The sequence below is a fragment of the Streptomyces sp. P9-A2 genome (assembly GCF_036634175.1).
In the GTDB taxonomy this organism is placed as follows: domain Bacteria; phylum Actinomycetota; class Actinomycetes; order Streptomycetales; family Streptomycetaceae; genus Streptomyces; species Streptomyces pratens.
Genome location: NZ_JAZIFX010000001.1, coordinates 2051957 through 2077269, shown reverse-complemented (window position 1 = coordinate 2077269; position 25313 = coordinate 2051957). Strand labels below are relative to the sequence as shown.

Sequence of the window (25313 nt, the reverse complement as noted above, 5' to 3'; positions counted from 1 at the left end):
CCCGCACGAAAAGGCCGGCGGGCGCGGTCACCGGAGCGCGCGGGGCGCCGCAGAGGCATGGAAGCGCCTCCCCGACGAGGAGGCGCTTTCCCCCCGGCGCCGGGGGCGTTTCCCCGAGGGGGGGTGAAAGCTGCTACAGATTTTCTAGTCATTTATAGTCGTTTTTAGTCGTATGTCTCACATGCGGTGGGCTTGTGAAGCTTTCGGAGTGGGCCCGTCAGCAGGGCGTGAGCTACCAGACCGCCTGGCGGTGGGTGAAGGACGGGAAGATGCCCGTTCCGGTCCGCCAGGCGCCGTCCGGGACGTGGCTGGTCGACGAGGTCGTTGTCCAGCCGTCCGGGCGTGTGGTGGCGTACTGCCGTGTCTCGTCCGCCGACCAGAAAGCCGATCTTGAGCGGCAGGCCGCCAGGGTCGTGTCCGGCGCGAACGGGCTGGGCCTGGCTGTCGCGGAGGTCGTGACCGAGGTCGGCTCGGGCCTCAACGGGCGGCGCCGCACGCTGCATCGGCTTCTGTCCGATCCGGGCGCGGCCGTGATCGTGGTCGAGCACCGTGACCGGTTGGCCCGGTTCGGTGTCGAGTACCTGGAGGCGGCCCTGTCGGCGTCCGGGCGGCGCCTGGTCGTTCTCGACCCCACCGAAACCACCGATGACCTGGTACGGGACATCACCGAGGTGCTCACCTCCATGTGCGCCCGCTTGTACGGGCGGCGGGCGGCGAAGAATCGGGCCGCCCGCGCGGTGGCCGTGGCGACCGAAGAGGCCGACGAGGCCGACGAGGCCGACGAGTGAAGAAGTTCCGGCCGCAGCCCGGGTTCGTCGTGCAGGCGTTCCGGTTCGCACTCGACCCGAACGTCACCCAGGACGCCGCGCTGCGGTCGCACTGCGGTGCCGCGCGGGCCGCCTACAACTGGGCCGTCGGCTGGGTGACCGCGTCGTGGTGGCAGCGCCGTGCGGAAGAGTCATATGGCGTTCCCGAGGCCGGGCTGACGCCGTGGCGGCCGTGGTCGCTGCCCGCGCTGCGGAAGGCGTTCAACGAGGCCAAGCACACCGACCCGCGGTTCGCGGCCTGGTGGGAGGAGAATTCCAAGGAGGCGTACAACACCGGTCTCGCGAACGCTGCTGCCGCGTTCGACAACTACGCGAAGTCGAAGAACGGAAAGCGGGGCGGCAAGCGGATGGGCACGCCGCGGTTCAAGTCGAAGCGGAAGGCGCGTCTTGCCTGCCGGTTCACCACCGGCACCATCCGCGTGGATACGGACGGCCGGCATGTGACGCTGCCCCGGCTGGGCACGCTCCGTACCCACGAGCCCACCGCCGGGCTCCTCGCCCGCGTCCAGGCCGGAACGGCACGCATCCTGTCCGCCACGGTGCGCCACGAGCGGGGACGCTGGTTCGTGTCCTTCCAGGCCGAGGTCAAGCGCGACCTCGAACGCGTGGCACGCCCGGACGTGGCCGTCGGCATCGACCTCGGCGTGAAGACCCTCGCGGTCATGGCCGACTCGACGGGCGAGATCCGGCAGGTCCCCAACCTCGGGCACTACGACACCGCACGCAAGCAACTGCGCCGTGCGTCTCGGATCGTGTCCCGACGCCAGGGCCCCGACCGCAGGACCGGGTGCAAGCCGTCCCGCCGGTGGGAGAAAGCCAACGCCCAGCGGAACAAGGTGCATCACCGGGTGGCGAACCTTCGAGCGGACGCCCTGCACAAGCTCACCACCAGCGTGGCGGCCGAGTACGGCACCGTGGTGGTGGAGGACCTGAACGTCGCCGGGATGCTGAAGAACCGGCGTCTGGCCCGCCGGATCGCCGACGCCGGATTCGGCGAGATCCGCCGACAGCTCAAGTACAAGACCCGCCGGCGCCACGCCACCCGCCTCGTGGTCGCCGACCGCTGGTACCCCTCCTCCAAGACCTGTTCCGGGTGCGGCGCGGTGAAAGCCAAGCTGCCGCTGCACGTGCGGACCTATGAGTGCGACGCCTGTGGCCTGGTCATCGACCGGGACGACAACGCCGCACTCAACCTCGCCGCACTCGCGGCATCCTGCATGACTGGTACCGGAGTGGCCGGAGACCAGGACGCCGCCCCGGCGGTGTCGAAGCCTCGTGGAGCCGACCAGAAGACCCGCGCCACCCGCACCCGTCGCAGGACGAGTGCGGGGCGGGCAGGTGGCGCAACCCTGCCGCAGCAGCGGCAGACAGAAGCGAGAGACCGTACTCAAGCCGAAGCCCTCACGCTCTGGTGACGAGACGGACCTTCCGGGCCGAAATGCCCGGAATGCTGAGACCCGACTAGGGTCTTGGCAACGGACGGATGTCTCAGTGGCGCGGGGTGTCCGGCGCGCGGGCGGTGGTGCTCGCGGCGGGGGCGCCGTCGGCCGTGCGAGGGCCGGGGGAGTCGTCCGGGGCGCGCGGGCTCACGACGCCCGCGTTCGTACGGCCCGCGCCCCCACCGTCCGAACCCGCGCCCCCACCGTCCGAACCCGCGACGGCCCTGTCCGTGCCGCGCCTGCCCGGGAGACCCTTCCCCGGAAAACCCTTCTCCGGGAAGCCTCTGCCCGAGAGGGCCCTGCTCCAGCCGCCCCTGTCCCGGCTGCCCCCGCCCCCGCCGTCGGGCGCCTCTCGCGGCAGCGCGTAGGGCATCCTCCCGTACCAGAGGGTCGCCAGCGCGTAGCCGAAGGCGAGGCAGAGCACGCCGCCCACCGCGTCCAGCCAGAAGTGGTTGGCGGTGGCGACGATGACCACCAGCGTGCCCGCCGGGTACAGCAGGCCCAGGACCTTCGCCCACGGGACCGTCGCCAGCGCGAAGACGGTCAGCCCGCACCACACCGACCAGCCGATGTGCATCGACGGCATCGCGGCGTACTGGTTGGACATGTTCTTCAGGTCACCGGAGGCCATCGAACCCCAGGTCTCGTGGACCATCACGGTGTCGATGAAGGCGCCGCCGTTCATCAGGCGCGGCGGGGCGAGCGGGAACAGGTAGTAACCGGCCAGGGCGACGGCGGTGGTCGAGAACAACACCAGTCTGGTCGCCGCGTAACGGCCGGGGTGACTGCGGTAGAGCCACACCAGGACCCCCAGCGTGACCACGAAGTGCAGTGTGGCGTAGTAGTAGTTCATGCCGACGACCAGCCAGGTCACCGAGTTCACGGCGTGGTTGACCGACTGCTCGAAGGCGAGACCGAGCTGCCGCTCCAGGTCCCAGAGCCGGTCCGCGTTGCGCAGGGCCTCGGACTTCTGCTCCGGGACGGCGTTGCGGACGAGCGAGTACGTCCAGTAGCTCACCGCGATGAGCAGGATCTCGAACCACAACCGCGGTCGGCGGGGGGTGCGCAGACGGTGCAGGAGTCCGTGCCCCGTCCGGTTCTCGACGGGGTGCGCTGCGGCCTGGTGCCGACCTTCCAGCGTGGTCACCGTCGTTTCGCCCATGGGCACAGAGTCTGCCAGAAAAGCCCTTGGGAGAGATCCTCCCCCAGGGGCGATCGACCCGCATGTCCTCTCCGGGAAGGGGCCCGCGTCCTCCTCCTGGAGCAGGACGCGGGGGCTCCCCGGCTGCGACCTGCGGATGACACGGTGACCCGGGGGAACCCGGGATTCCCGGGCCCTGGCCGGTTCAGAGACGGGGCCGGGTGGCGGTGTCCAGGTAGAAGGAGTCGATGCTCTGGACGGCCCGCTCGAACTCCTCCAGGTTGACGGGCTTGGTCACGTAGGCGTTGGCGTGGCTGCTGTACGCGCCGGTGACGTCGTCCGGAGCGGTGGACGTGGTCAGCACGACCACGGGGATCGTCTGCAGGTCGTCGTCGTTCTTCAGGACCTTGAGCAGATCGCGGCCGTTCATCCGGGGCATGTTCAGGTCCAGGACGATGAGGTCGGGCCGCGGGGTGCCCGGGGCCCGCAGGTGCTCCAGCGCGGCGACCCCGTCCGTGACCTGGACGAGGTTGCGGGCCCCGCGCTCGGAGAGGGCTTCCTCGATGAGCATGGCGTCGGCAATGTCGTCTTCGACCAGCAGGACGTCGAAGGGGCGGGCGGGGGTGGTCATTGTCGGGCGCTCCGTGGGTTTCTCGGTCGAATGGTGGAAAAGTCCCGGCCAGCGGCGCCGGGCACCTTGCCGGGTCATACCGCAGGCGGCCCCGATCTGCGGATAGCCGGCACCCGCGCGGGCGGCCGCCACGGCCGCCTCCCGCTGGAGCCGTTCAGCGGCCTGCTTGAGCTGATCCAGCACGCGGAGCAGAGCCAGGGCCTGTGCCGGGTCGTCCGGTGCCGGGTGCGAAGGTGCTCCCAGGAGCCGGCGGGCGAGGCGTTGCGCGAGGTCACCGACTGCCGCGTCCGTGAGGGAGGCGGTCTCCTGCGGGGTGATCCGCGATACGAAGTCCTTGCCAGGCATGTCCGAAACTCTAGGTCCCGGAGCAGCTCCGCGACAACAAGGGTTGTCGCCCTTTAAAGTGTGCTGGCCCAACTTTCAAGGTGATTGCCGCAACGAGGAGCCCACAGGATGACCGCCGACGAGAGGCAATCGCGCATACGAGGGTTTTCCGCCTGGACGACCAGGCGGTGGCTTCGCGTAGGGGTGGCCGTGTCCCTCGTGGTGCTGGCCCTGCTCGGGACCGTGGGCGCATGGGTGCTGGGGCGCACCCAGACGATCAGCGACGACCTCGTGAACGTGCGGTCCCCCGCGCTGACCGTCGCGATCCGCCTGGAGGCGGCCGTGCTCAACCAGGAGACCGGGATCCGCGGCTACGGGCTCACCGGCCTGCCGGAGTTCATCACCCCCTACGAGCAGGGGCTCACCGAGCAGGAAGCGGGCCTCGCGGAACTCACCGGGCTGCTCGAGGGCGACCGCGCGGGGCTGGACGACCTGAAAGCCGTGCGGGACGCCGTGGCGAAGTGGCAGGAGAGGGTCGCCCGGCCCATTGCCGCCGCGCCCGCCGGCTCACCCTCGACGATGGCCACCCGGCGGGCGGCGGAGGGCAAGGAGGCCTTCGACGACGTACGTGCCGCCCTCAGCCGCCAGCAGGAACGGCTGTACGCGGACCGCGAACGGGCGAGGCACGACCTGATGGACACGATGGTCCTGAGGAACTGGGTGTTCGGTGCCATCGCGGTGCTCATCGCCGTCCTCACGGCCCTGATCTTCGAAGGACTGCGCCGCGGCATCAACATGCCGCTGGAGCGGCTCGGCGCGGACGCCCGCGCCGTCGCCGGCGGTGACTTCAAACATCCCATCACCCCGACCGGTCCCGCCGACCTGCGCAACCTCAGCCGCGAGATCGACTTCATGCGGCAGCGTCTCGTACAGGAACTGGCCCTCAGCGAGGACACCCGGCTGCGGCTGGACGCGCAGGCCGCGGACCTCCAGCGTTCCAACGCCGAGCTGGAGCAGTTCGCGTACGTGGCCTCCCACGACCTGCAGGAACCGCTGCGCAAGGTCTCCAGCTTCACCCAGCTCCTCCAGCGGCGCTACGGAGGACAGCTCGACAGCCGGGCCGACCAGTACATCGACTTCGCGGTCGACGGGGCGAACCGCATGCAGACCCTCATCAACGACCTGCTCGACTTCTCCCGGGTCGGACGGCTGCACAACTCCCACCAGAACGTCGACCTGGACAAGGTGCTGGAAAGGACCCTGTCCGAGCTGAGCGTCGGCATCGAGGAGGCCGGAGCGGAGATCACCCACGATCCGCTGCCGACCCTGGTCGCCGACCCCACCCAGATGGGCATGCTCTGGCAGAACCTGATAAGCAACGCCGTCAAGTTCCGCCGCCCGGGCGAAACGCCGAAGATCCACGTCACGGCGGCCCGGGAAGGCGAACTGTGGCGGTTCACCGTCACCGACAACGGCATCGGCATCGCACCGGAGTACGCCGACAAGGTGTTCGTGATCTTCCAGCGGCTGCACACCAAGGACACCTACACCGGCAGCGGAATCGGCCTCGCGATGTGCAAGAAGATCGTCGAGTTCCACGGAGGCACCATCGGGGTCGACCCGGAACACCACGACGGCGCACGCATCACCTTCACCCTCGCCCCCCGGCCGCCGGAGAGCCCCGCCCCGTCCACCACGCCGGAGGCCACCCGCGTCGACGCGGAGCCGGTGCGATGACGGCGCTCACGGCAGCCGTGCCGGAAGCGGCCCCCGAGGGGCCGGTGTACCGCATCCTGCTGATCGAGGACGACCCGGGCGACGCCCTGCTCGTGGAGGAACTCCTCCACGACACGGGGATGCGGTTCGCGCTGACCATCCGGACCACCCTGGCCGAGGCGCGCGCCGAACTGGCCGGCAGCCCGATCGACTGCATCCTCCTCGACCTGCACCTGCCCGACGTGTCGGGCGTCGACGCGGTCACGGCCGTGCGCGGGCTGGCCCCGCACACCGCGGTGATCGTCCTGACCGGGCTGTCCGAGGACCGGGCGGGCACCGAGGCCATGGCCGCCGGAGCGCAGGACTACCTCGTCAAGGGCAAGGTCGAGGCGGACCTGCTGCGAAGAACGCTGCGCTACGCCGTCTACCGGAGCCGGACGGAACGCGCGAGCGCCGAGGCCCAGGCCACCCGGCTGCGCGCGGAGGAGAACGCCCGCCTGGAACGCGGCCTGCTGCCCCAGCCGATGCTCGACACCTCCACGGTGAGGGTGACGTCCCGCTACCTGCCGGGTGCCGCGATGGCCCTGCTCGGCGGGGACTTCCTCGACGTGGTGGAGGGGGACGACGGGCTGCTGCACGCCGTCGTGGGCGACGTCAGCGGCCACGGTCCCGACGCCGCGGCACTGGGTGTCTGCCTGCGGATCGCCTGGCGCTCCCTGGTGCTCGGCGGGCACCGCGGAGAGGACCTGCTGCACCTGATGGAACGTCTCCTGATCGCCGAGCGCGACAGCCAGCACCTGTTCGCCACCTGCACTCTCCTCACTCTCGATCAGCGCTCCGGCACCGCCGTCCTCCACCTGGCCGGCCACCACGAGCCCCTCCTCACCACGGCCGAGGGGACCCGGGAGGTGAGCGCCGAACACGGCATCGCCCTGGGCATCGTCCCCGGAGAGCGCAACTGGCCCTCCACGGTCGTCCCGCTCCCGGCCGCCGGAGCCCTGACCGTCTACACCGACGGTCTCATCGAAGGACACAACGGGACGAAGGGCGAGCGGCTCGGCATCGAAGGGCTGCTCGCGCTGATCGGGAACCTGCCGGCGGCGGACCCGGCGGATCACGTCGACCTCCTCATCAAGGAAACCCACGCGCTGAACGCCGGCCGCCACTCCGACGACCTGGCCGTGCTCCGCCTCGACTGGGGTGATCGGCCCGCCTGACGCCGAGAACCCGGTGAGGTCGAGAGCGCCGTGACGTTGTGACCCGTGACGTCGAGAACCCCGTGACGCCGAGAGCGCCGTGACGTTGTGACCTGTGACGCCGAGGACCCCGTGCACCGGCAGTGGGCCGACGCCGCGCCGCGTCCCGGCTCAGGTCATCGGGAGCGGTTGCGGTCCCCGGGTGCCGAAGCCGTCGAGCCCCGGACCACCAGTTCCGGCATGAACACGAACTCGCTGTGCGGGGCGGGCGTCCCGCCGATCTCCTCCAGCAGGGTGCGCACCGCGGCCTGGCCCATCGCCGGGACCGGCTTGCGGACCGTGGTCAGCGGCGGGTCGGTGAAGGCGATCAGCGGGGAGTCGTCGAAGCCGACCACCGAGATGTCCGTCGGCACCTCGAGCCCTCGTTGGCGGGCCGCCCGTATCGCACCCAGCGCCATCATGTCGCTGGCGCACACCACCGCCGTGCACCCCCGGTCCATGAGCGCGCTGGCGGCGGCCTGGCCGCCCTCCAGGGTGTACAGGGAGTGCTGGACCAGCTCCGTCTCCACGGTCTCGGCGGCCAGCCCCACCTGCTCCTGCACGGCGCGGACGAAGCCCTCGATCTTGCGCTGCACCGGCACGAACCGCTTCGGCCCCAGCGCCAGCCCGATCCGGGTGTGGCCGAGGGAGGCGAGATGCGTGACCGCCAGCGCCATCGCCGCCCGGTCGTCGGGCGAGATGAACGGCGCCTGCACCTTCGGCGAGAAGCCGTCGACCAGCACGAACGGCACCCCCCGGGCGCGCAGCCGGTCGTAGCGCTGCATGTCGGCCGTGGTGTCCGCGTGCAGTCCGGAGACGTAGATGATGCCGGCCACCCCGCGGTCGACCAGCATCTCCGTCAGCTCGTCCTCCGTCGACCCGCCCGGGGTCTGGGTGGCCAGCACCGGCGTGTAGCCCTGACGGGTCAGCGCCTGCCCGATGACCTGGGCCAGCGCCGGGAAGATCGGGTTCTCCAGCTCGGGAGTGATCAGCCCCACCAGGCCCTCGCTGCGCTGCCGCAACCGCACCGGACGTTCGTAGCCCAGGACGTCGAGGGCGGCGAGGACGGACTGGCGGGTGGTGGCGGCGACGCCCGGCTTGCCGTTGAGCACGCGGCTGACGGTCGCCTCACTCACCCCGGCCTGAGCGGCGATGTCGGCAAGACGTGTGGTCACAGCACCGGACCCTATCGGCCGCCCCCGTCCTTGCACACCGGCCGGACGCCTGGCGCGTGCGGTCGAACGGCCCGTCGCGGGCTGCTGGGTCATCGCGGTCCCTCATGTCGTGGTCGGCATGTCGTATGCGACACGTCGTGCTCGGCAGGCTGCACGGCGTCCGTACCGCAACGGATCATTCCCCCGACGGAAACGGACGGCAAGTACTTGCAGAGTCTTGCACAGCAGTCCGAACTCCTGTCCTGGCATCGGAAAACCGGCGGTGGTACGGCGATCGGGGCATCACGGGGAGGGGATCGAGGAGAGGTCACGACGGGGTAACCGTCGAGCTTTCTTGCAAAATTTTTCAGCAAGGTCTTTCGGATCGGTTGCATCGCTGTTACGTTCACGTCGCCCGGCGGCCCCATCGGCGCGGTCGGCAAGTCGGCAGGACGGCAGACGGGGCCGTCCCTGCACTACACGGGCTTTCACCCTCAAGGAGAACTCATGCGGCGTGGCATAGCGGCCACCGCGCTGGTGGCGTCCCTCGCCCTCACAGCGACGGCCTGCGGCGGAGACAGCGACAGCGGCGACTCGGCCGACGGTCCGGTCAGCATCACCTGGTGGGACACCTCCAACGCGACCAACGAGGCGCCGACCTACCAGGCCCTGGTCAAGGAGTTCGAGGCCGCCAACAAGGACGTCAAGGTCAAGTACGTCAACGTCCCCTTCGACCAGGCGCAGAACAAGTTCGACACCGCCGCCGGTTCCAAGGGCGCCCCCGACGTGCTGCGCTCCGAGGTCGGCTGGACCCCCGCCTTCGCCAAGAAGGGCTTCTTCCTGCCGCTGGACGGCACCGAGGCGCTGAAGGACCAGGCGAAGTTCAAGTCCAACCTGATAGAGCAGGCCACGTACGAGGACAAGGTCTACGGCGTCCCGTTCGTCACGGACACGCTCGCGCTGGTCTACAACAAGGAACTCTTCGAGAAGGCCGGCGTCGAGGCCCCCAAGACCTGGGACGACCTGAAGAAGGCCGCCGCCACGATCAAGGACAAGACCGACGTCGACGGCTACTGGGGCTCCACCCAGGCCTACTACGCCCAGTCCTTCCTCTACGGCGAGGGCACCGACACGGTCGACGCCGACGCCAAGAAGATCACCGTCAAGTCGCCCGAGGCCAAGAAGGCCTACGGCACCTGGCTGGACCTCTTCAAGGGCAAGGGCCTGCACAAGGCCGACACCACCGCCGACGCCTACGCCCACATCCAGGACGCGTTCGTCAACGGCAAGGTCGCCGCGATCATCCAGGGCCCGTGGGAGATCACCAACTTCTACAAGGGCTCGGCCTTCAAGGACAAGAACAACCTGGGCATCGCCACCGTCCCGGCCGGCTCCACCGGCACGGCGGGCGCCCCGACCGGCGGCCACAACCTCTCCGTCTACGCCGGCTCCGACGCCGCGAAGCAGGAGGCCGCGCTGAAGTTCGTGAACTTCATGACCTCGGCCAAGGCCCAGGAGAGCATCGCCCTGAAGAACTCCACGCTGCCCACGCGTGACGACGCCTACACCGACAAGGTCAAGGCCGACCCGGGCATCGCCGGCTACCAGACGGTCCTCGAGGCCGCCCAGCCGCGCCCGGCCCTGCCCGAGTACAGCTCGCTGTGGACTCCGCTCGACGACGAGCTGCCCCAGATCGCGGGTGGCAAGAAGTCCCTGGACAAGGGGCTGAACGACGCCGAGATCGCCATCACCAAGCTGGTGCCGGACTTCAGCAAGTAGGGCCCGCGTGGCCGCCGGATCCCTTCCAGGAGCCGGCGGCCACCGGCCTGTGTGCCGAACCCCTTGATCATCCAGAAGGTGCCGAACCATGACAGTCGCCATCGACCGCGCGACCGGCAAGCGCAGCGGTGAACGTCCGCCCCGTGCCGGCCGGGCCGGCCGCCTGAAGCACGCCTACCAGAAGTACTGGTACGCCTTCGCCATGATCGTGCCCGTGGTCGTCGTGCTCGGCGTCCTCGTGCTGTATCCCCTGGCGTACGGCTTCTACCTCACTCTCACCGACGCCAACAGCCTCAACTCGGCCCGCACCATCGGCGTCAACGAGATCGAGGCCACGTACAAGTTCATCGGCCTGGACAACTACGCCGACATCCTCTGGGGCGAGACGTCGTACGACCGCTTCTGGTCGCACTTCATCTGGACGATCGTCTGGACGGCGGCCTGTGTCGGCCTGCACTACACCATCGGTCTGGGCCTGGCCCTGCTGCTCAACCAGAAGCTGCGCGGCCGCACCTTCTACCGGCTGATCCTGATCCTGCCGTGGGCCGTGCCGACCTTCGTCACCGTCTTCGGCTGGCGGTTCATGCTCGCCGACGCGGGCATCATCAACTCGGGCCTGGAGTCCCTGGGCCTGCCGACACCGCTGTGGCTCGAGGACACCTTCTGGCAGCGGTTCGCCGCGATCATGGTCAACACCTGGTGCGGTGTGCCGTTCATGATGGTCTCCCTGCTCGGCGGCCTCCAGTCGATCGACGGGACCCTGTACGAGGCGGCCGAGATGGACGGCGCCACCGCCTGGCAGCGGTTCCGCCACGTCACCCTGCCGGGTCTGCGCTCGGTCAGCTCCACCGTCGTGCTGCTCGGCATCATCTGGACCTTCAACCAGTTCGCCGTCATCTTCCTGCTGTTCGGCAACACCGCGCCGGAGGCCCAGATCCTCGTCACCTGGGCGTACCAACTCGGCTTCGGGCAGCAACCGCGCGACTTCGCGCAGTCCGCGGCCTACGGCATGCTGCTGCTGGCCATCCTGATCGTCTTCACCTCCTTCTACCGCCGCTGGCTGAACCGCAATGAGCAGCAGCTCGCGATCTGAGGCAGGAGCCCCCATGAGCACCCTCGACACCCCACCGCCGGCCGTGGTGACGGGCAAGCCGGCCGGGAGGACCACACCCCGCCGGCCCGAAACGCGGCGGCGCGGTGAGGTCAGCCGCGGCGGCGCCCTCGGCTCGCACGGCATCCTGATCGTGGCGAGCGTCATCGCACTGTTCCCGGTCGCCTGGCTGGTCTTCCTGTCCCTCGGCCCGGACAAGGACGACTATCTGCGCCCCGGCGGCATCTGGGGCAAGATGACGCTGGACAACTACGCGTTCGTGCTGCAGGAGACGAACTTCTTCGACTGGCTGAAGAGTTCGCTGATCGTCTCGCTCGGCACGACCGTCATCGGCGTCCTGGTCGCCGCCACCACCGGGTACGCGGTGTCCCGGATGCGGTTCCCCGGGTACAAGAAGTTCATGTGGGTCCTGCTGGTCACCCAGATGTTCCCGGTGGCCGTCCTGATGGTCCCGATGTACCAGATCCTGTCCGACCTTCAGCTGATCGACACCTACTTCGGCCTCATCCTCGTCTACTGCTCGACCGCGGTGCCGTACTGTGCGTGGCTGATGAAGGGCTATTTCGACACCATTCCGTTCGAGATCGACGAAGCGGGCCGGGTCGACGGGCTGTCCCCGTTCGGCACGTTCGTGCGGCTGATCCTGCCGCTCGCCAAGCCGGGCCTGGCGGTCGCCGCCTTCTACAGCTTCATCACCGCGTTCGGCGAGGTCGCCTTCGCCACGACGTTCATGCTGGACGACGAGAAGTACACGCTCGCCGTCGGTCTGCAGAGCTTCGTCAGCGAGCACGACTCCCAGCGTCACCTCATGGCCGCCACGGCGGTCCTGATCGCGATACCCGTCTCCGCGTTCTTCTACCTCGTGCAGAAGAACCTGGTGGCCGGCCTCACCGCGGGCGGCACGAAGGGCTGACGCCCTCCGTCCGACGACTCCCGCGCGCTGTGCCGCGCGGGGTAGGCGGCCGCGGTGTCCGCCCCCAAGCTCTTCGAGCAGGGGGGACCCCCAGACCCCGCCGGCACCGCGGCCGCCTTGTCTCCCGCCTTCCGTATCCCTCCTCGGCCTCGGCCCCACTCGCCTCCCTGACCGACCCCACGTATTCAAGGACGACATGAGCCAGCAGCACGCCGCCGCCCCGGCCCCCACCCCGACGACCGACGCTGCCGTAGCCACCGTCGCCAGACGCCATGACTGGTGGCGGGACGCGGTGATCTACCAGGTGTATCCGCGCAGCTTCGCCGACAGCAACGGCGACGGCATGGGCGACCTGGAGGGCATCCGCTCCCGCCTGCCGTACCTGCGCGACCTCGGGGTGGACGCCGTGTGGCTCAGCCCCTTCTACGCCTCCCCGCAGGCCGACGCCGGCTACGACGTCGCCGACTACCGTGCCGTCGACCCCATGTTCGGCAACCTGCTCGACGCGGACGCGCTGATCCGGGACGCCCACGAGCTGGGCCTGCGGATCATCGTCGACATCGTGCCCAACCACTCCTCCGACCAGCACGAGTGGTTCAAGCGGGCGCTCACCGAAGGCCCCGGATCGCCCTCGCGCGACCGCTACCACTTCCGCCCCGGCAAGGGGAAGAACGGCGAACTCCCGCCCAACGACTGGGAGTCGATCTTCGGCGGCCCCGCCTGGACCCGGGTCACCGAACCCGACGGCACCCCGGGCGAGTGGTACCTGCACCTCTTCGCACCCGAGCAGCCCGACTTCAACTGGGAGCACCCGGCCGTCGGCGACGAGTTCCGCTCCATCCTGCGGTTCTGGCTCGACATGGGCGTGGACGGCTTCCGCATCGACGTCGCGCACGGCATGGTGAAGGCCGAGGGCCTGCCCGACCTGGGGGACCACGAGCAGCTGAAGCTGCTGGGCAACGATGTCATGCCGTTCTTCGACCAGGACGGCGTGCACGACATCTACCGGCAGTGGCGGCTCATCCTCGACGAGTACTCCGGCGAGCGCATCTTCGTCGCCGAGGCCTGGACCCCGACCGTCGAGCGCACCGCGAACTACGTCCGCCCCGACGAGCTGCACCAGGCGTTCAACTTCCAGTACCTGGGCACCCACTGGGACGCCGAGGAACTGCGCGTGGTCATCGACCGCACGCTGGACTCCATGCGCCCGGTCGGCGCCCCCGCCACCTGGGTGCTGTCCAACCACGACGTGACCCGGCACGCCACCCGCTTCGCCAACCCGGCGGGCCTCGGCACCCAGATCCGGCTGCCCGGTGACCGGGAACTGGGCCTGCGCCGGGCCCGCGCGGCGACGCTGCTGATGCTGGCGCTGCCCGGCTCCGCGTACGTCTACCAGGGCGAGGAACTGGGACTCCCGGACGTCGTGGACCTCCCGGACGAGGTGCGCCAGGACCCGGCGTACTTCCGGGGCGCGGGCCAGGACGGCTTCCGCGACGGATGCCGGGTGCCGATCCCGTGGACCCGCGACGGTTCCTCGTACGGCTTCGGGGGCGGCGGCAGCTGGCTGCCGCAGCCGGAGAACTGGGGCGAGCTGAGCGTCGAGGCGCAGACCGGCACGGCCGGCTCGACCCTGGAGCTGTACCGCGCCGCGCTCGCCGCGCGCCGTGAACAGACCGATCTGGGCGCGGGCGACACGGTGGAGTGGCTGCGGGCACCCGAGGGCGTACTCGCCTTCCGGCGCGGGGAGTTCGTGTGCGTCGCCAACACCACGGGCGAGGCGGTGACCACCCCGGCGTACGGGCGGGTACTGCTCGCCAGCGGTGACGTGGACGAGGCGGACGGCGAGACGAAGGTGCCGGGCGACACGACGGTGTGGTTCGCCAAGGACTGAGGCCTCACGGGCCGGGCACAGGGCCCGCCGCTCCCCGACCGGGAGCGGCGGGCCTCGCCCGTTGCGGGTGCTACCTGATGCGCTGCTCGCTCCGCTGGTTCACCTCACGCACCCTGGTGATCAATCCGGCGGCGCGGCCCTCCCGCAGCGCCTCCGCCAGCTTGCGTGCCGTGCCCGGATTGCAGCGTCCGAGATCCACCAGCGGCGGCAGATAGCCGCTGGCCAGCGAGACGGTGTCGAGCCCCAGCGAGGGCAGGAGCACGCCGGCGTCGTCCAGTGCCGAGGAGAGTTCGTTCCTGGCCTCGTCGGCGTCCTGGATCGCGGCCGCGCGCCTCGTACGTTCCTGTGGTGCCTTGACATGTTCCCCCGCCTAAAGGCGGGGGATTCCAGCGGTCGCCCGCTGGGGTTCCTGCTTCATCGACGACTGCCCGCCCGGAGTGCTCCGTTGAGGTCTTACACCGTCTCCACAGGCTGCTGCCGCCAGTCCGGCGGCCAGAAGGTTCTTCGCGGCGTTCACGTCGCGGTCGTGGGTGATGCCGCACCGGCATGTCCAGGTGCGGACATGGAGGGGCATCTTGCTCTGCAGGGCGCCGCAGGCCGAGCACAGCCTGGAGGAGGGGAAGAAGCGGTCGACCGCGATCACTTCCCGGCCGTACCACTGGGCCTTGTACTCCAGCATGCTCCGGAATTGGGTCCATGCGGCATCGGAGATGGCGCGGGCCAGCCTCCGGTTTTTGACCATGTTGCGTACGGTCAGGTCCTCGATCACGAGCGTTTGGTTCTCACGCACGAGACGAGTCGACAGCTTGTGCAGGTGATCCCGCCTGCGGTCGGTGATCCGGGCATAGATGCGGGCGACCCTGAGGCGGGCCTTGGCCCGGTTGCCGGAGCCCTTCTCCTTGCGGGCGAGTGCCTTCTGGGCCTTGGCCAGACGGGCACGGTCCCTGCGTTCATGCCTCGGGTTGGTGATCTTCTCGCCGGTCGACAGGGTCAGCAAAGAAGTAAGGCCCACGTCGATACCGACCCGCTCCCGCGACGGGGCAAGCGGGGTGATCGTCTCCTCGACGAGCATCGACACGAACCAGCGCCCGGCCGCGTCTCGCGAGACCGTCACCGTGGACGGCTTCGCCCCCTCGGGAAGCGGGCGCGACCACACGATGTCCAGAGGCTCGGTCATCTTGGCGAGGGTGAGCCGGCCGTCGCGGAACCGGAAGCCGGAGGTGGTGTATTCGGCGGACGCCCGGGACTTCTTCCGGCTCTTGAAGTGGGGGTACCTGGCCCGCTTGGCGAAGAAGTTCGCGAACGCCGTCTGCAAGTGCCGCAGGCACTGCTGGAGCGGGACCGAGGACACCTCGTTGAGGAAGGCGAGTTCCTCGGTCTTCTTCCAGGCCGTCAGCATCGCCGAGGTGGCGTTGTAGTTGACCCGCTCCTGCCGTGTCCACGCCTCGGTGCGGGCCTGGAGGGCGAGGTTGTAGACCTTCCGCACGCATCCGAACGTGCGCGACAGCTCCGCTGCCTGCGCATCGGTCGGACAGAAGCGGTACTTGTACGCCCGCTTCACGTGAGTGGCCATAGCTCACAAACTAGTGTACCTGTTTGTGAGGATCAAGCCCGCTGGTCAGAGCACGGCGTTTCGCCCTGGCGGCGAAACGCCGCCTCCTGCCCTGCTCCGCAGGGGTTTCGTTTCTCCCTCGCAAGCGGGCGGTACCCCCACCCCCGCCTGAAGGCGGGGGTATCCACGAAAGGAATCCGATGATCCTGCTCATCAGCACCTCCGCCTGGGCCACCTTCATCGACGGCATACGAACCAGCGCGCGCTGATGCGGGTCACTATGGGGACCCGACCTCGTGGTCACCGTCCGCGCACGGCCGGTGGGTCCCGACACGGGCGCGTCGGGGCCCACCGGCCTGCGAAGAGCAAGGATTCCACCATGCAGTACATACGACACGCCAAGGGCGCCCTCACCGTCGTCGCCGCCACCGCGGCCTGCCACGCCCTCATGTCCGCCGGCTACGCGTGGTCCCAGGACAGTAGAGCCACAGCCGATCACACGATGTTCTCCGGTGCCTTCGAGTTCTTACTCACCACGGCCGCCTCCTGGGCTCTCATGCCCCTGCTGCTGTGGGCCGGTATGCGGATGATGGGGGAGACCGGCAACGCCGTGCTCGTGCTCGTCGGCGGACTGGTCTGGGTAGGGGTCTCCGGGTACTCCATCGACGACATCGACTTCCCGGGCGGGCACATGCCGATCCCCGCCTTCGTCGCCTACGTTCTTGTCGGCACGGGGCTGGCCGGGGTCGGCTCCGGCCGCCGCTGAGACCCCCCTTCAAAGACGTCACGCAAGCTGATGACCCGGATTTCCTGCAGCAACTTCGTACGGGGTGCTGCCCTTTCGGAGGGTGAAGCTTTAACATCTGCGTCACCGCAAGGTTTCTGAAGGTTTCAGCAAGAAGCTTCAGTCGCCTTCGCACTCCCCACACCCTTCGATGAAGAAGGAACCCCACATGGCACGCAGAACCCTCGCCGGGGTCGCCGCACTCGCGGTCGCTTCGGTTGTCATGACCCCGACTGTCGCGCAGGCCGCGCCGCCCGGGAACAAGGACGTCACCGCCGTCCTCTTCGAGTGGAACTTCAACTCGGTCGCCCGCGAGTGCACCACCACCCTCGGCCCCGCCGGGTACGGCTCCGTCCAGGTCTCCCCGCCCGCCGAGCACATACAGGGCTCGCAGTGGTGGACGTCGTACCAGCCCGTCAGCTACAAGATCGCCGGTCGGCTCGGTGACCGCACCGCCTTCCGGAACATGGTGAACACGTGTCACGCGGCCGGCGTGAAGGTCGTCGCCGACGCGGTCATCAACCACATGGCCGCGGGCAACGGCACCGGTACCGGCGGCTCCTCGTACACCAAGTACAACTACCCGGGCCTGTACTCGTCGCCCGACTTCGACAACTGCACCTCGCAGATCACCAACTACCAGGACCGCGGGAACGTCCAGAACTGCGAACTGGTCGGTCTCGCCGACCTCGACACCGGCGAGAACTACGTCCGCGGTGCCATCGCCGGATACCTCAACGACCTGCTCTCCCTCGGGGTCGACGGCTTCCGCATCGACGCGGCCAAGCACATGCCGGCCGCCGACCTGGCGAACATCAAGTCCCGGCTCTCCAACCCCGGCGTGTACTGGAAGCAGGAGGCCATCTACGGCGCGGGCGAGGCCGTCCAGCCCGGCGAGTACACCGGCACCGGCGACGTCCAGGAGTTCCGCTACGCCTACGACCTCAAGCGGGTCTTCAACAACGAGAACCTCGCCTACCTGAAGAACTACGGCGAGGGCTGGGGCTACATGAACAGCTCCGTCTCCGGCGTCTTCGTCGACAACCACGACACCGAGCGCAACGGCTCCACGCTGAACTACAAGGACGGCGCCAACTACACCCTGGCCAACGTCTTCATGCTGGCCTGGCCCTACGGCTCCCCGGACATCAACTCGGGGTACGAGTTCTCCGACCACGACGCCGGCCCGCCCAGCGGCGGTCAGGTCAACGCCTGCTGGCAGAACGGTTGGAAGTGCCAGCACGCCTGGCCGGAGATCAAGTCCATGGTCGCCTTCCGCAACACCACGCGCGGACAGGCCGTGACGAACTGGTGGGACAACGGGAACGACGCCATCGCCTTCGGCCGGGGCAACAAGGGCTTCGTGGCCATCAACCACGAGTCCGGCTCCCTGACCCGCACCTACCAGACCTCGCTGCCCTCCGGCACGTACTGCAACGTCCAGAACAACACACCGGTGACGGTGAACGGTTCGGGCCAGCTCACCGCCACCCTGGGCTCGAACTCGGCCCTCGCGGTGTACGCGGGCAAGTCGAGCTGCTGAACGCGCGCCGGTCGTGCCGCCCTTCACGAGGGCGGCGCGTCCGGCGTCCGCATGCAAGTCCTTACCGTTACTTTCAACACCCTTGCTGTAAAGCTTTCAACGGCGATACGGTCGCGCGACACCCCGGTGACATGGCCGGAACAGGTTGTGCCGTGGTGCGGGGTCGGACCCGAAATGTGCCGTAATCGCAAGGAGTTCACACCTGTGACACCCAGATGGCCGGCGTCCGGGAGACGCCGCACCGTGTACGGCGGCCGAGTGGCAGCCGTCACCGCGGCCGCGCTCGCCGCCACCCTCCTCTCGCCCGTGGCGGCCGGTGCCGCCCCGCCCCCCGCACCCCCGTCGGACGCCACGCTGGCGAAGGCCCCCGCGCGGCACGACCTCACCCGGGAGCAGTTCTACTTCGTCCTGCCGGACCGTTTCGCCAACGGGGACACCAAGAACGACCGGGGCGGGCTGACCGGTTCGCGGCTCAGCACCGGGTACGACCCCACCGACAAGGGCTTCTACCAGGGCGGCGACCTCAAGGGCCTCACCCAGAAGCTCGACTACATCAAGGGGCTCGGCACCACATCCATCTGGATGGCGCCCATCTTCAAGAACCAGCCCGTGCAGGGCACCGGCGAGGACGCCAGCGCCGGCTACCACGGGTACTGGATCACCGACTTCACCCAGGTCGACCCGCACTTCGGCACCAACAAGGACCTCGAGACCCTCATCGACAAGGCCCACGACAAGGGCATGAAGGTCTTCTTCGACGTCATCACCAACCACACCGCCGACGTCGTCGACTACGAGGAGAAGTCCTACGACTACCTCTCCAAGGGCGCCTTCCCCTACCTGACGAAGGACGGGAAGCCCTTCGACGACGCCGACTACGCCGACGGCTCGCGGAAGTTCCCGCGCGTGGACGTCGGTTCCTTCCCGCGCACCCCGGTCGTCCCCGCCGCGAAGAAGAACGTCAAGGTCCCGTCGTGGCTCAACGACCCGGCGATGTACCACAACCGGGGTGACTCCACCTTCGCCGGCGAGTCCAGCGAGTACGGCGACTTCTCCGGCCTCGACGACCTGTGGACCGAGCGTCCCGAGGTCGTCGACGGCATGGAGAAGATCTACCAGCGGTGGGTGAAGGACTTCGACATCGACGGCTTCCGGATCGACACCGTGAAGCACGTCAACATGGAGTTCTGGACCCAGTGGGCCACCGCCCTCGACGCCTACGCGGCGAAGAAGGGGCGTGACGACTTCTTCATGTTCGGCGAGGTCTACTCCGCCGACACCGACGTCACCGCCCCCTACGTCACCGAGGGCCGCCTCGACGCCACCCTCGACTTCCCGTTCCAGGAGGCGGCCCGCCAGTACGCCTCCCAGGGCGGCAGCGCGCAGAAGCTGGCCTCCGTCTTCGGTGACGACCACAAGTACACGACCGACAAGGCCAACGCCTACGAGCAGGTCACCTTCCTCGGCAACCACGACATGGGCCGCATCGGGACGTTCCTCAAGCAGGACGACCCGAAGGCGTCCGACGCCGACCTGCTGAAGAAGGACATGCTCGCCAACGAGCTGATGTTCCTCAGCCGCGGCAACCCCGTCGTCTACTACGGCGACGAGCAGGGCTTCACCGGCGCCGGCGGCGACAAGGACGCCCGCCAGACCCTGTTCGCCTCCCGCACCGCCGACTACCTCGACGACGACCTCATCGGCACCGACCGCACCCACGCCGACGACACCTACGACACGAAGTCCCCGCTCTACCGGCAGATCAGCGCCCTCGCCAAGCTCCGCAAGGCCCACCCCGCTCTCACCGACGGCGTGCAGCAGGAGCGGCACGCGGCCGACGGCCCCGGCGTCTACGCCTTCTCCCGCACCGCGACCGGCGCCCGCACCGGCACCCGCACCGGCCAGGACACCACCGAGTACGTCGTCGCCTTCAACAACGCCGGTGAGGCCCAGAAGGCCACCTTCGCGACCAACTCCGCCCGGATGACGTTCAAGGGACTCCACGGCACCGGCGCCACCGTCACCAGCGGCGCGGACAAGAAGATCACCGTCACCGTCCCGGCGGGCTCGGCGATCGTCCTCAAGGCGTCCGGCAAGCTCGCTCAGCCCGCCGCCAAGCCCACGGTCACCCTCAAGGCCCCCGAGGCCGGCGCCACCGGCACCGTCGAGCTCACCGCCGACGTCGAGGGCGGGCAGCTCAACCGGGTCGTCTTCGCCGCGCAGACCGGCACCGGGAAGTGGCGCACGCTCGGCTCCTCCGACCACGCCCCCCACAAGGTCACCCACACCATCGGCGACGACGTGCCCGCCGGTACCGCCCTGCGCTACAAGGCCGTCGCGATCGACTCGGCCGGCCGCACCGCGAGCGCCCTGGCCGCCTCCACCACCGGCACCCCGCCGGTCGAGGAACCGCCCACCGCCGCCTCCCGCGATCACGTGGTCGTCCACTACCAGCGCGCCGACGGCGACTACGACGACTGGGGCCTGTACGCCTGGGGCGACCTCGCCGACGGCGAGGCCACCGAATGGCCGAACAGCCACCCCTTCACCGGCCGCGACGCCTACGGCGCCTTCGCCCACGTCAAGCTCAAGCCCGGCGCCTCCGACGTCGGCTTCCTCGTCATCGACAAGGACGGCGACAAGGACGTCTCCACCGACCGCACCATCGACGTCACGAAGAGCGGCGAGGTCTGGATCGAGCAGGGCGAGGAGACCGTCACCACCGAACGCCCCGAGTACCCGGCGCAGGACAAGAGCAAGGCGGTGCTGCACTACCAGCGCGCCGACGGCGACTACGACGGCTGGGGACTGCACACCTGGACCGGCGCCGCCGACCCCACCGACTGGTCGAAACCCCTGAAGCCGGTGAAGACTGATCCCTATGGCGCGGTCTTCGAGGTACCGCTCACCGCGGGTGCCACCAGCCTCAGCTACATCATCCACAAGGGCGACGAGAAGGACCTCCCCTCCGACCGGTCGCTCGACCTCAAGGCGAACGGCCACGAGGTGTGGCTGTTGAGCGGCGAGGAGAAGCACCTGCTGCCCCAGCCGCCCGGCTCGGCCGCCGCCGTCGACCTGGCCACCGCCAAGGCGCTCTGGATCGACCGGAACACCGTCGTCTGGGACGGCTCCGCGAGCGCCGCCTCCACCCAGCTCCTCGCCTCCCGCACCGGCTCCGTGAAGGCGGAGGGCGGCACGCTCACCACCGGCGACGACGCGCGCGTGATCCGGCTGCTCCCGGCCGCCCTGACCGACGCGCAGAAGGAGAAGTTCCCGCACCTGAAGGACGGCACCGCCCACTCCGTCGACCCGCGTGACCGGGACCGCGTACGCGAGGCCCTGCGTGGCCAGGTCGTCGCCACCCAGCGTGCCGCCAACGGAGCGGTCCTCGCGGCGACCGGCGTGCAGATCGCGGGCGCCCTGGACGACCTGTACGCGGCCGGCGCGACGAAGGCGGCGCTCGGCCCCGTCTTCCGCGACGGCCGTCCCACACTCTCCGTGTGGGCGCCGACCGCGCAGAGTGTTGCGCTGGAGATCGGCGGCTCCACCGCCACGATGAAACGCGACGACGCCACCGGCGTCTGGTCCGTCACCGGCCCCAAGGCATGGAAGGGCAAGGCGTACCGGTACGTGGTGAAGGTGTGGGCGCCCAGCACCCGCGAACTCGTCACCAACAAGGTCACCGACCCCTACTCGGTCGCCCTGACCACCGACTCCGTACGCAGCCTCGTCGTCGACCTCGGCGACCGCGACCTCGCCCCCAAGGGCTGGCCGGGCCTGGACAAGCCCAAGGCCGTCCCCCTCAAGGACGCCCAGATCCAGGAACTGCACATCCGCGACTTCTCCGTCGAGGACCGCACCGCGAAGCGGCCCGGCACCTACCTGGCCTTCACCGACAAGGACAGCGACGGCTCGAAGCACCTGCGGAAGCTGGCCGAGGCCGGCACCTCCTACGTGCACCTGCTGCCCGCCTTCGACATCGCGACCATCCCCGAGAAGAAGTCCGACCAGGCCACCGTCGACTGCGACCTCGCCGCCCACCCGGCCGACTCCGACAAGCAGCAGGAGTGCGTGGCGAAGGCCGCCGCCAAGGACGCCTACAACTGGGGCTACGACCCGTACCACTACACGGTCCCCGAGGGCTCCTACGCCACCGACCCGGACGGCACGGCCCGCACGGTCGAGTTCCGGAAGATGGTCAAGGCGCTCAACGAGGACGGCCTGCGCGTCGTCATGGACGTCGTCTACAACCACACCGCGGCGAGCGGGCAGGAGAAGACGAGCGTCCTGGACCGGATCGTGCCCGGCTACTACCAGCGGCTCCTCGCCGACGGCTCCGTCGCCAACAGCACCTGCTGCGCCAACACCGCGCCCGAGAACACCATGATGGGCAAGCTCGTCGTCGACTCGATCGTCACCTGGGCCAAGGAGTACAAGGTCGACGGCTTCCGCTTCGACCTCATGGGCCACCACCCCAAGGCCAACATCCTCGCCGTCCGCAAGGCCCTCGACGCGCTGACCCTCAAGAAGGACGGCGTCGACGGCAAGAAGATCATCCTGTACGGCGAGGGCTGGAACTTCGGCGAGATCGCCGACGACGCCCGCTTCGAGCAGGCCACGCAGCAGAACATGGCCGGCACCGGCATCGCCACCTTCTCCGACCGGGCCCGTGACGCCGTCCGCGGCGGCGGCCCCTTCGACGAGGACCCCGGCGTCCAGGGCTTCGCCTCCGGCCTCTACACCGAACCGAACTCCTCCCAGGACAACGGCACCGAGGCAGAGCAGAAGGCCCGCCTCCTGCACTACCAGGACCTGATCAAGGTGGGCCTGAGCGGCAACCTCGCCGAGTACCGCTTCACCGACACCGACGGCAAGGAGGTCAAGGGCTCCCAGGTCGACTACAACGGCGCACCGGCCGGATACGCCGACGCCCCGGGTGACGCCCTCGCCTACGCCGACGCGCACGACAACGAGTCGCTGTTCGACGCCCTCGCGTTCAAGCTGCCGACGTCCGTGGGCGCCGACGACCGGGCCCGCATGCAGGTCCTCGCCATGGCGACCGCCGCCCTGTCCCAGGGCCCCGCGCTCTCCCAGGCCGGCACCGACCTGCTGCGCTCCAAGTCCCTGGACCGCAACTCCTACGACAGCGGCGACTGGTTCAACGCCGTCCACTGGAACTGCGCCGACGGCAACGGCTTCGGCCGCGGTCTGCCGCCGGCCGCCGACAACGCCGACAAGTGGCCCTACGCCAAGCCCCTGCTGGGCGCCGTGCAGGTCGGATGCCCGCAGATCGAGGGCGCCTCGGCCGCGTACCGGGACCTGCTGAAGATCCGTACGACGGAAGGGGCCTTCTCCCTCGACACCGCGGGGCAGGTACAGGCCGCGCTGTCCTTCCCGCTGTCCGGGAAGGACGAGACACCGGGTGTCATCACCATGCGGCTCGGCGACCTGGTCGTGGTCTTCAACGCCACGCCCGAGCGGCAGGAACAGCGCGTCGGCGCCCTCGCCGGCACGGACCACCTGCTGCACCCGGTGCAGGCGGCGGGCTCGGACGCGGTGGTGAAGACCTCGTCCTACGCGTCGGACACCGGCACCTTCACGGTCCCGGCCCGCTCGGTCGCGGTGTTCACCGCGGCCGGCTGAGAGGCCGGGTGCGAAGCAGCGGAAGCTAGGGTGGGCCCTCCGACCAGGAACCGGAGGGCCCACCCATGCCGCAGATCACCGTCGACCACTCCGCACAAGTGACGTCTTTCTTCGAATGCGACTGGCCCGCTTTCGTCCGGGACCTGCACAGCACCGTGGTGGAGATCGCGGCGGCGAGGCTCCCGGCGTGCAAGACCCGGTTGCGCCCGACCGGCGACGTCTTCATCGGCCACGAGCGGACAGAGGACCACGCCCTGGTGCACGTCCACATCGCCCTGCTCCCCGGGCGGACCGAGGAGACCAAGGCACGGCTCACCGAGGCCGTTCTGGAACTGGTACGGAAGCATGTGCGCGCGGTCGGCGACCTGACCCTGCACGCCTCCGCCGAGGTACGCGAGCTCGACGCGTCCTACCGGAAGTTCGAGGGCGAGTAGGTCCTCACCGGACGGCGGACGGTTTCAGGCCGGGTCAGGTCAGGTCGGCGCGGCCCAGCCAGGCCGGCCGCACCGGCACTCCGTCCTCGTCCAGCTCGACAGTCGGCTCGACGGCCGGCTCGCCCCGCTGCTCCGCCGGCTCACCCGGCGGAGCGGCAGGGGCGTCCGGCAGCGGGGCCGGTGCCTCGACCACGGGTTCCGGGACAGGGGGCGCGGCGGAGTCCTCCAGCAGTTCCGCCACGGTGAACCGGGTCACGAACGACTGCCACGCCCCGTCGACGACGAGCAGGAACCCGTCGCCGGCCCGCAGGAGGCGACGACGCTTGGGGCTCATGGGGTGCATGGGTACGTGGTGGCGCGCCCGTCGCTCCAGCTGCGCGAGCGCCTCCGCCCGGGATCCGGTGACGTGCGCCACCACCTGGGCCTCCGTGTGCTTGCGCTCCCCGGCGCCCATCGTCGTCTCGACGACCAGACCCCACGTCGTCACGGTGCTCACCGGGACGCCAGCGCCATGAGCCTGCCCACCAGGTCGGTGAACGGTCCGTCGCCCGGCTCGTCCTTGAGCAGGCCGCGCAGCAGCACGCCCAACTTCTCGTCGTGGGCCGCCGCGACGGCACAGAGGGCGGCGAAGTCGTGCACCAGCTGGACCTCCAGCTCCTCCCGCGGTATGCGACGGCCGTCCAGCCAGATCAGCGCCGTCGACTCGGCGAGCGAGATCCAGGACCGCACCACCAGTTCCAGCCGCGCGGGCGGGTCCATCGCGCCCATGTGCGACAGAATCTGTTCGTACGCCCGCTGCCGTACGGAGTCGACCAGCGCGTTGGTGGTCGAGGAGCCGACCGCCGGACCGCCGCGCATCAGGGCGGAGAAACCGGGCCCGTGCTCGTCGACGAAGTCGAAGTACCGGCCCATCACCCGCACCAGCCGCGCCCCCAGCGGACCCTCGCGCGGCTCCACGAACCGCGACGCCAGATCGTCCGCGGCACGCTTCAACGCGGCTTCGTAGAGGCTGAGTTTGCCCGGGAAGTAGTGGTAGACCAGCGGGCGTGAGATGCCGGCCGCCGACGCGATCTCGTCGATGGAGACGTCGTCGGGCGAGCGACGGCTGAACAGTTCGAGGGCTACGCCGATCAACTGCTGCCGTCGCTCCTCGACTCCCATTCTGCGGCGTACCCCGGTAGTCATATACACAGCCT

General features: G+C 69.4%; 18 protein-coding genes and 1 pseudogene. 12 read left to right on the top strand and 7 right to left on the bottom strand.

Annotated features, from left to right (window positions below; all coding sequences use genetic code 11):
- Positions 1-194: 194 nt before the first annotated feature.
- The gene (locus tag V4Y04_RS09355; RefSeq protein WP_332426946.1) at positions 195-788 is read left to right on the top strand and encodes an IS607 family transposase; all 594 of its coding nucleotides are present in this window, start codon (positions 195-197) and stop codon (positions 786-788) included.
- Positions 785-2242 (top strand): IS607 family element RNA-guided endonuclease TnpB, encoded by a 1458-nt coding sequence (gene tnpB / locus V4Y04_RS09350; RefSeq protein WP_332426945.1) that lies wholly within the window; start codon positions 785-787, stop codon positions 2240-2242. The genes V4Y04_RS09355 and tnpB overlap by 4 nt, the downstream gene beginning before the upstream one ends.
- Before the next feature lie 349 nt (positions 2243-2591).
- Here the strand turns inward: tnpB and V4Y04_RS09345 are convergent.
- A pseudogene (locus V4Y04_RS09345) lies at positions 2592-3428 on the bottom strand (phosphatase PAP2 family protein); the annotation flags it as partial.
- A 184-nt stretch (positions 3429-3612) separates the two neighbouring features.
- Positions 3613-4383, bottom strand: coding sequence for a response regulator (locus V4Y04_RS09340; protein WP_332426944.1), 771 nt, complete (start codon positions 4381-4383; stop codon positions 3613-3615).
- 108 nt (positions 4384-4491) lie between these two features.
- Between V4Y04_RS09340 and V4Y04_RS09335 the strand changes: the two genes are divergently transcribed.
- The gene (locus V4Y04_RS09335; RefSeq protein ID WP_332426942.1) at positions 4492-6099 is read left to right on the top strand and encodes a sensor histidine kinase; all 1608 of its coding nucleotides are present in this window, start codon (positions 4492-4494) and stop codon (positions 6097-6099) included.
- Positions 6096-7295, top strand: coding sequence for a PP2C family protein-serine/threonine phosphatase (locus tag V4Y04_RS09330; protein ID WP_332426941.1), 1200 nt, complete (start codon positions 6096-6098; stop codon positions 7293-7295). Before V4Y04_RS09335 ends, V4Y04_RS09330 begins: the two co-directional genes overlap by 4 nt.
- A 155-nt stretch (positions 7296-7450) precedes the next feature.
- Here the strand turns inward: V4Y04_RS09330 and V4Y04_RS09325 are convergent, their stop codons facing one another.
- A complete protein-coding gene (locus V4Y04_RS09325) occupies positions 7451-8488 on the bottom strand; it encodes a LacI family DNA-binding transcriptional regulator (protein ID WP_332426940.1) in 1038 nt (345 codons plus the stop codon).
- Between the two features lie 486 nt (positions 8489-8974).
- On the opposite strand from V4Y04_RS09325, the gene V4Y04_RS09320 reads away from it, so the two are divergent.
- The 4 genes from V4Y04_RS09320 to V4Y04_RS09305 all read left to right on the top strand — a co-directional run bounded on the left by V4Y04_RS09320 (position 8975) and on the right by V4Y04_RS09305 (position 14161).
- On the top strand, positions 8975-10246 hold the full coding sequence (locus V4Y04_RS09320) for an extracellular solute-binding protein (protein WP_332426939.1): 1272 nt from the start codon (positions 8975-8977) through the stop codon (positions 10244-10246).
- An 88-nt stretch (positions 10247-10334) separates the two neighbouring features.
- Entirely contained in the window at positions 10335-11339 is a 1005-nt protein-coding gene (locus tag V4Y04_RS09315; protein WP_332426938.1) for a carbohydrate ABC transporter permease, read from the top strand.
- 13 nt (positions 11340-11352) lie between these two features.
- Entirely contained in the window at positions 11353-12270 is a 918-nt protein-coding gene (locus V4Y04_RS09310; protein ID WP_332426937.1) for a sugar ABC transporter permease, read from the top strand.
- Positions 12271-12466: 196 nt separating this feature from the next.
- A complete protein-coding gene (locus tag V4Y04_RS09305) occupies positions 12467-14161 on the top strand; it encodes a glycoside hydrolase family 13 protein (protein ID WP_332426935.1) in 1695 nt (564 codons plus the stop codon).
- A 70-nt stretch (positions 14162-14231) separates the two neighbouring features.
- Here V4Y04_RS09305 and V4Y04_RS09300 read toward each other — a convergent pair whose 3' ends face one another.
- Both V4Y04_RS09300 and V4Y04_RS09295 read right to left on the bottom strand, forming a co-directional pair.
- Positions 14232-14423: a hypothetical protein gene (locus V4Y04_RS09300; protein WP_332426934.1), complete on the bottom strand. Its 192-nt coding sequence runs from the start codon at positions 14421-14423 to the stop codon at positions 14232-14234.
- A 108-nt stretch (positions 14424-14531) separates the two neighbouring features.
- Positions 14532-15734, bottom strand: coding sequence for an RNA-guided endonuclease InsQ/TnpB family protein (locus V4Y04_RS09295; RefSeq protein WP_332426933.1), 1203 nt, complete (start codon positions 15732-15734; stop codon positions 14532-14534).
- A gap of 358 nt (positions 15735-16092) precedes the next feature.
- Between V4Y04_RS09295 and V4Y04_RS09290 the strand changes: the two genes are divergently transcribed.
- From V4Y04_RS09290 to V4Y04_RS09275, 4 genes are all read left to right on the top strand, one after another.
- Positions 16093-16479 (top strand): hypothetical protein, encoded by a 387-nt coding sequence (locus V4Y04_RS09290; RefSeq protein WP_332426931.1) that lies wholly within the window; start codon positions 16093-16095, stop codon positions 16477-16479.
- Between the two features lie 187 nt (positions 16480-16666).
- A complete protein-coding gene (locus V4Y04_RS09285) occupies positions 16667-18040 on the top strand; it encodes an alpha-amylase (protein ID WP_332426929.1) in 1374 nt (457 codons plus the stop codon).
- A gap of 204 nt (positions 18041-18244) precedes the next feature.
- Entirely contained in the window at positions 18245-23683 is a 5439-nt protein-coding gene (pulA, locus tag V4Y04_RS09280; RefSeq protein ID WP_332426928.1) for a pullulanase-type alpha-1,6-glucosidase, read from the top strand.
- A gap of 65 nt (positions 23684-23748) precedes the next feature.
- Positions 23749-24117, top strand: a complete 369-nt coding sequence (locus V4Y04_RS09275; protein WP_332426926.1) for a 5-carboxymethyl-2-hydroxymuconate Delta-isomerase — start codon at positions 23749-23751, stop codon at positions 24115-24117.
- A gap of 34 nt (positions 24118-24151) precedes the next feature.
- Here V4Y04_RS09275 and V4Y04_RS09270 read toward each other — a convergent pair whose 3' ends face one another.
- Both V4Y04_RS09270 and V4Y04_RS09265 read right to left on the bottom strand, forming a co-directional pair.
- Positions 24152-24613, bottom strand: coding sequence for a hypothetical protein (locus V4Y04_RS09270; RefSeq protein ID WP_332426924.1), 462 nt, complete (start codon positions 24611-24613; stop codon positions 24152-24154).
- Positions 24610-25302 (bottom strand): TetR/AcrR family transcriptional regulator, encoded by a 693-nt coding sequence (locus tag V4Y04_RS09265; protein ID WP_332426922.1) that lies wholly within the window; start codon positions 25300-25302, stop codon positions 24610-24612. Before V4Y04_RS09265 ends, V4Y04_RS09270 begins: the two co-directional genes overlap by 4 nt.
- Between the last annotated feature and the right edge of the window lie 11 nt (positions 25303-25313).

Coding starts and splice junctions, on each gene's coding strand:
- V4Y04_RS09340 (WP_332426944.1), bottom strand. CDS start 4,383: ATGCCTGGCAAGGACTTCGTATCGCGGATCACCCCGCAGGAGACCGCC.
- V4Y04_RS09335 (WP_332426942.1), top strand. CDS start 4,492: ATGACCGCCGACGAGAGGCAATCGCGCATACGAGGGTTTTCCGCCTGG.
- V4Y04_RS09330 (WP_332426941.1), top strand. CDS start 6,096: ATGACGGCGCTCACGGCAGCCGTGCCGGAAGCGGCCCCCGAGGGGCCG.
- V4Y04_RS09320 (WP_332426939.1), top strand. CDS start 8,975: ATGCGGCGTGGCATAGCGGCCACCGCGCTGGTGGCGTCCCTCGCCCTC.
- V4Y04_RS09315 (WP_332426938.1), top strand. CDS start 10,335: ATGACAGTCGCCATCGACCGCGCGACCGGCAAGCGCAGCGGTGAACGT.
- V4Y04_RS09310 (WP_332426937.1), top strand. CDS start 11,353: ATGAGCACCCTCGACACCCCACCGCCGGCCGTGGTGACGGGCAAGCCG.
- V4Y04_RS09305 (WP_332426935.1), top strand. CDS start 12,467: ATGAGCCAGCAGCACGCCGCCGCCCCGGCCCCCACCCCGACGACCGAC.
- V4Y04_RS09295 (WP_332426933.1), bottom strand. CDS start 15,734: ATGGCCACTCACGTGAAGCGGGCGTACAAGTACCGCTTCTGTCCGACC.
- V4Y04_RS09290 (WP_332426931.1), top strand. CDS start 16,093: ATGCAGTACATACGACACGCCAAGGGCGCCCTCACCGTCGTCGCCGCC.
- V4Y04_RS09285 (WP_332426929.1), top strand. CDS start 16,667: ATGGCACGCAGAACCCTCGCCGGGGTCGCCGCACTCGCGGTCGCTTCG.
- V4Y04_RS09275 (WP_332426926.1), top strand. CDS start 23,749: ATGCCGCAGATCACCGTCGACCACTCCGCACAAGTGACGTCTTTCTTC.
- V4Y04_RS09265 (WP_332426922.1), bottom strand. CDS start 25,302: ATGACTACCGGGGTACGCCGCAGAATGGGAGTCGAGGAGCGACGGCAG.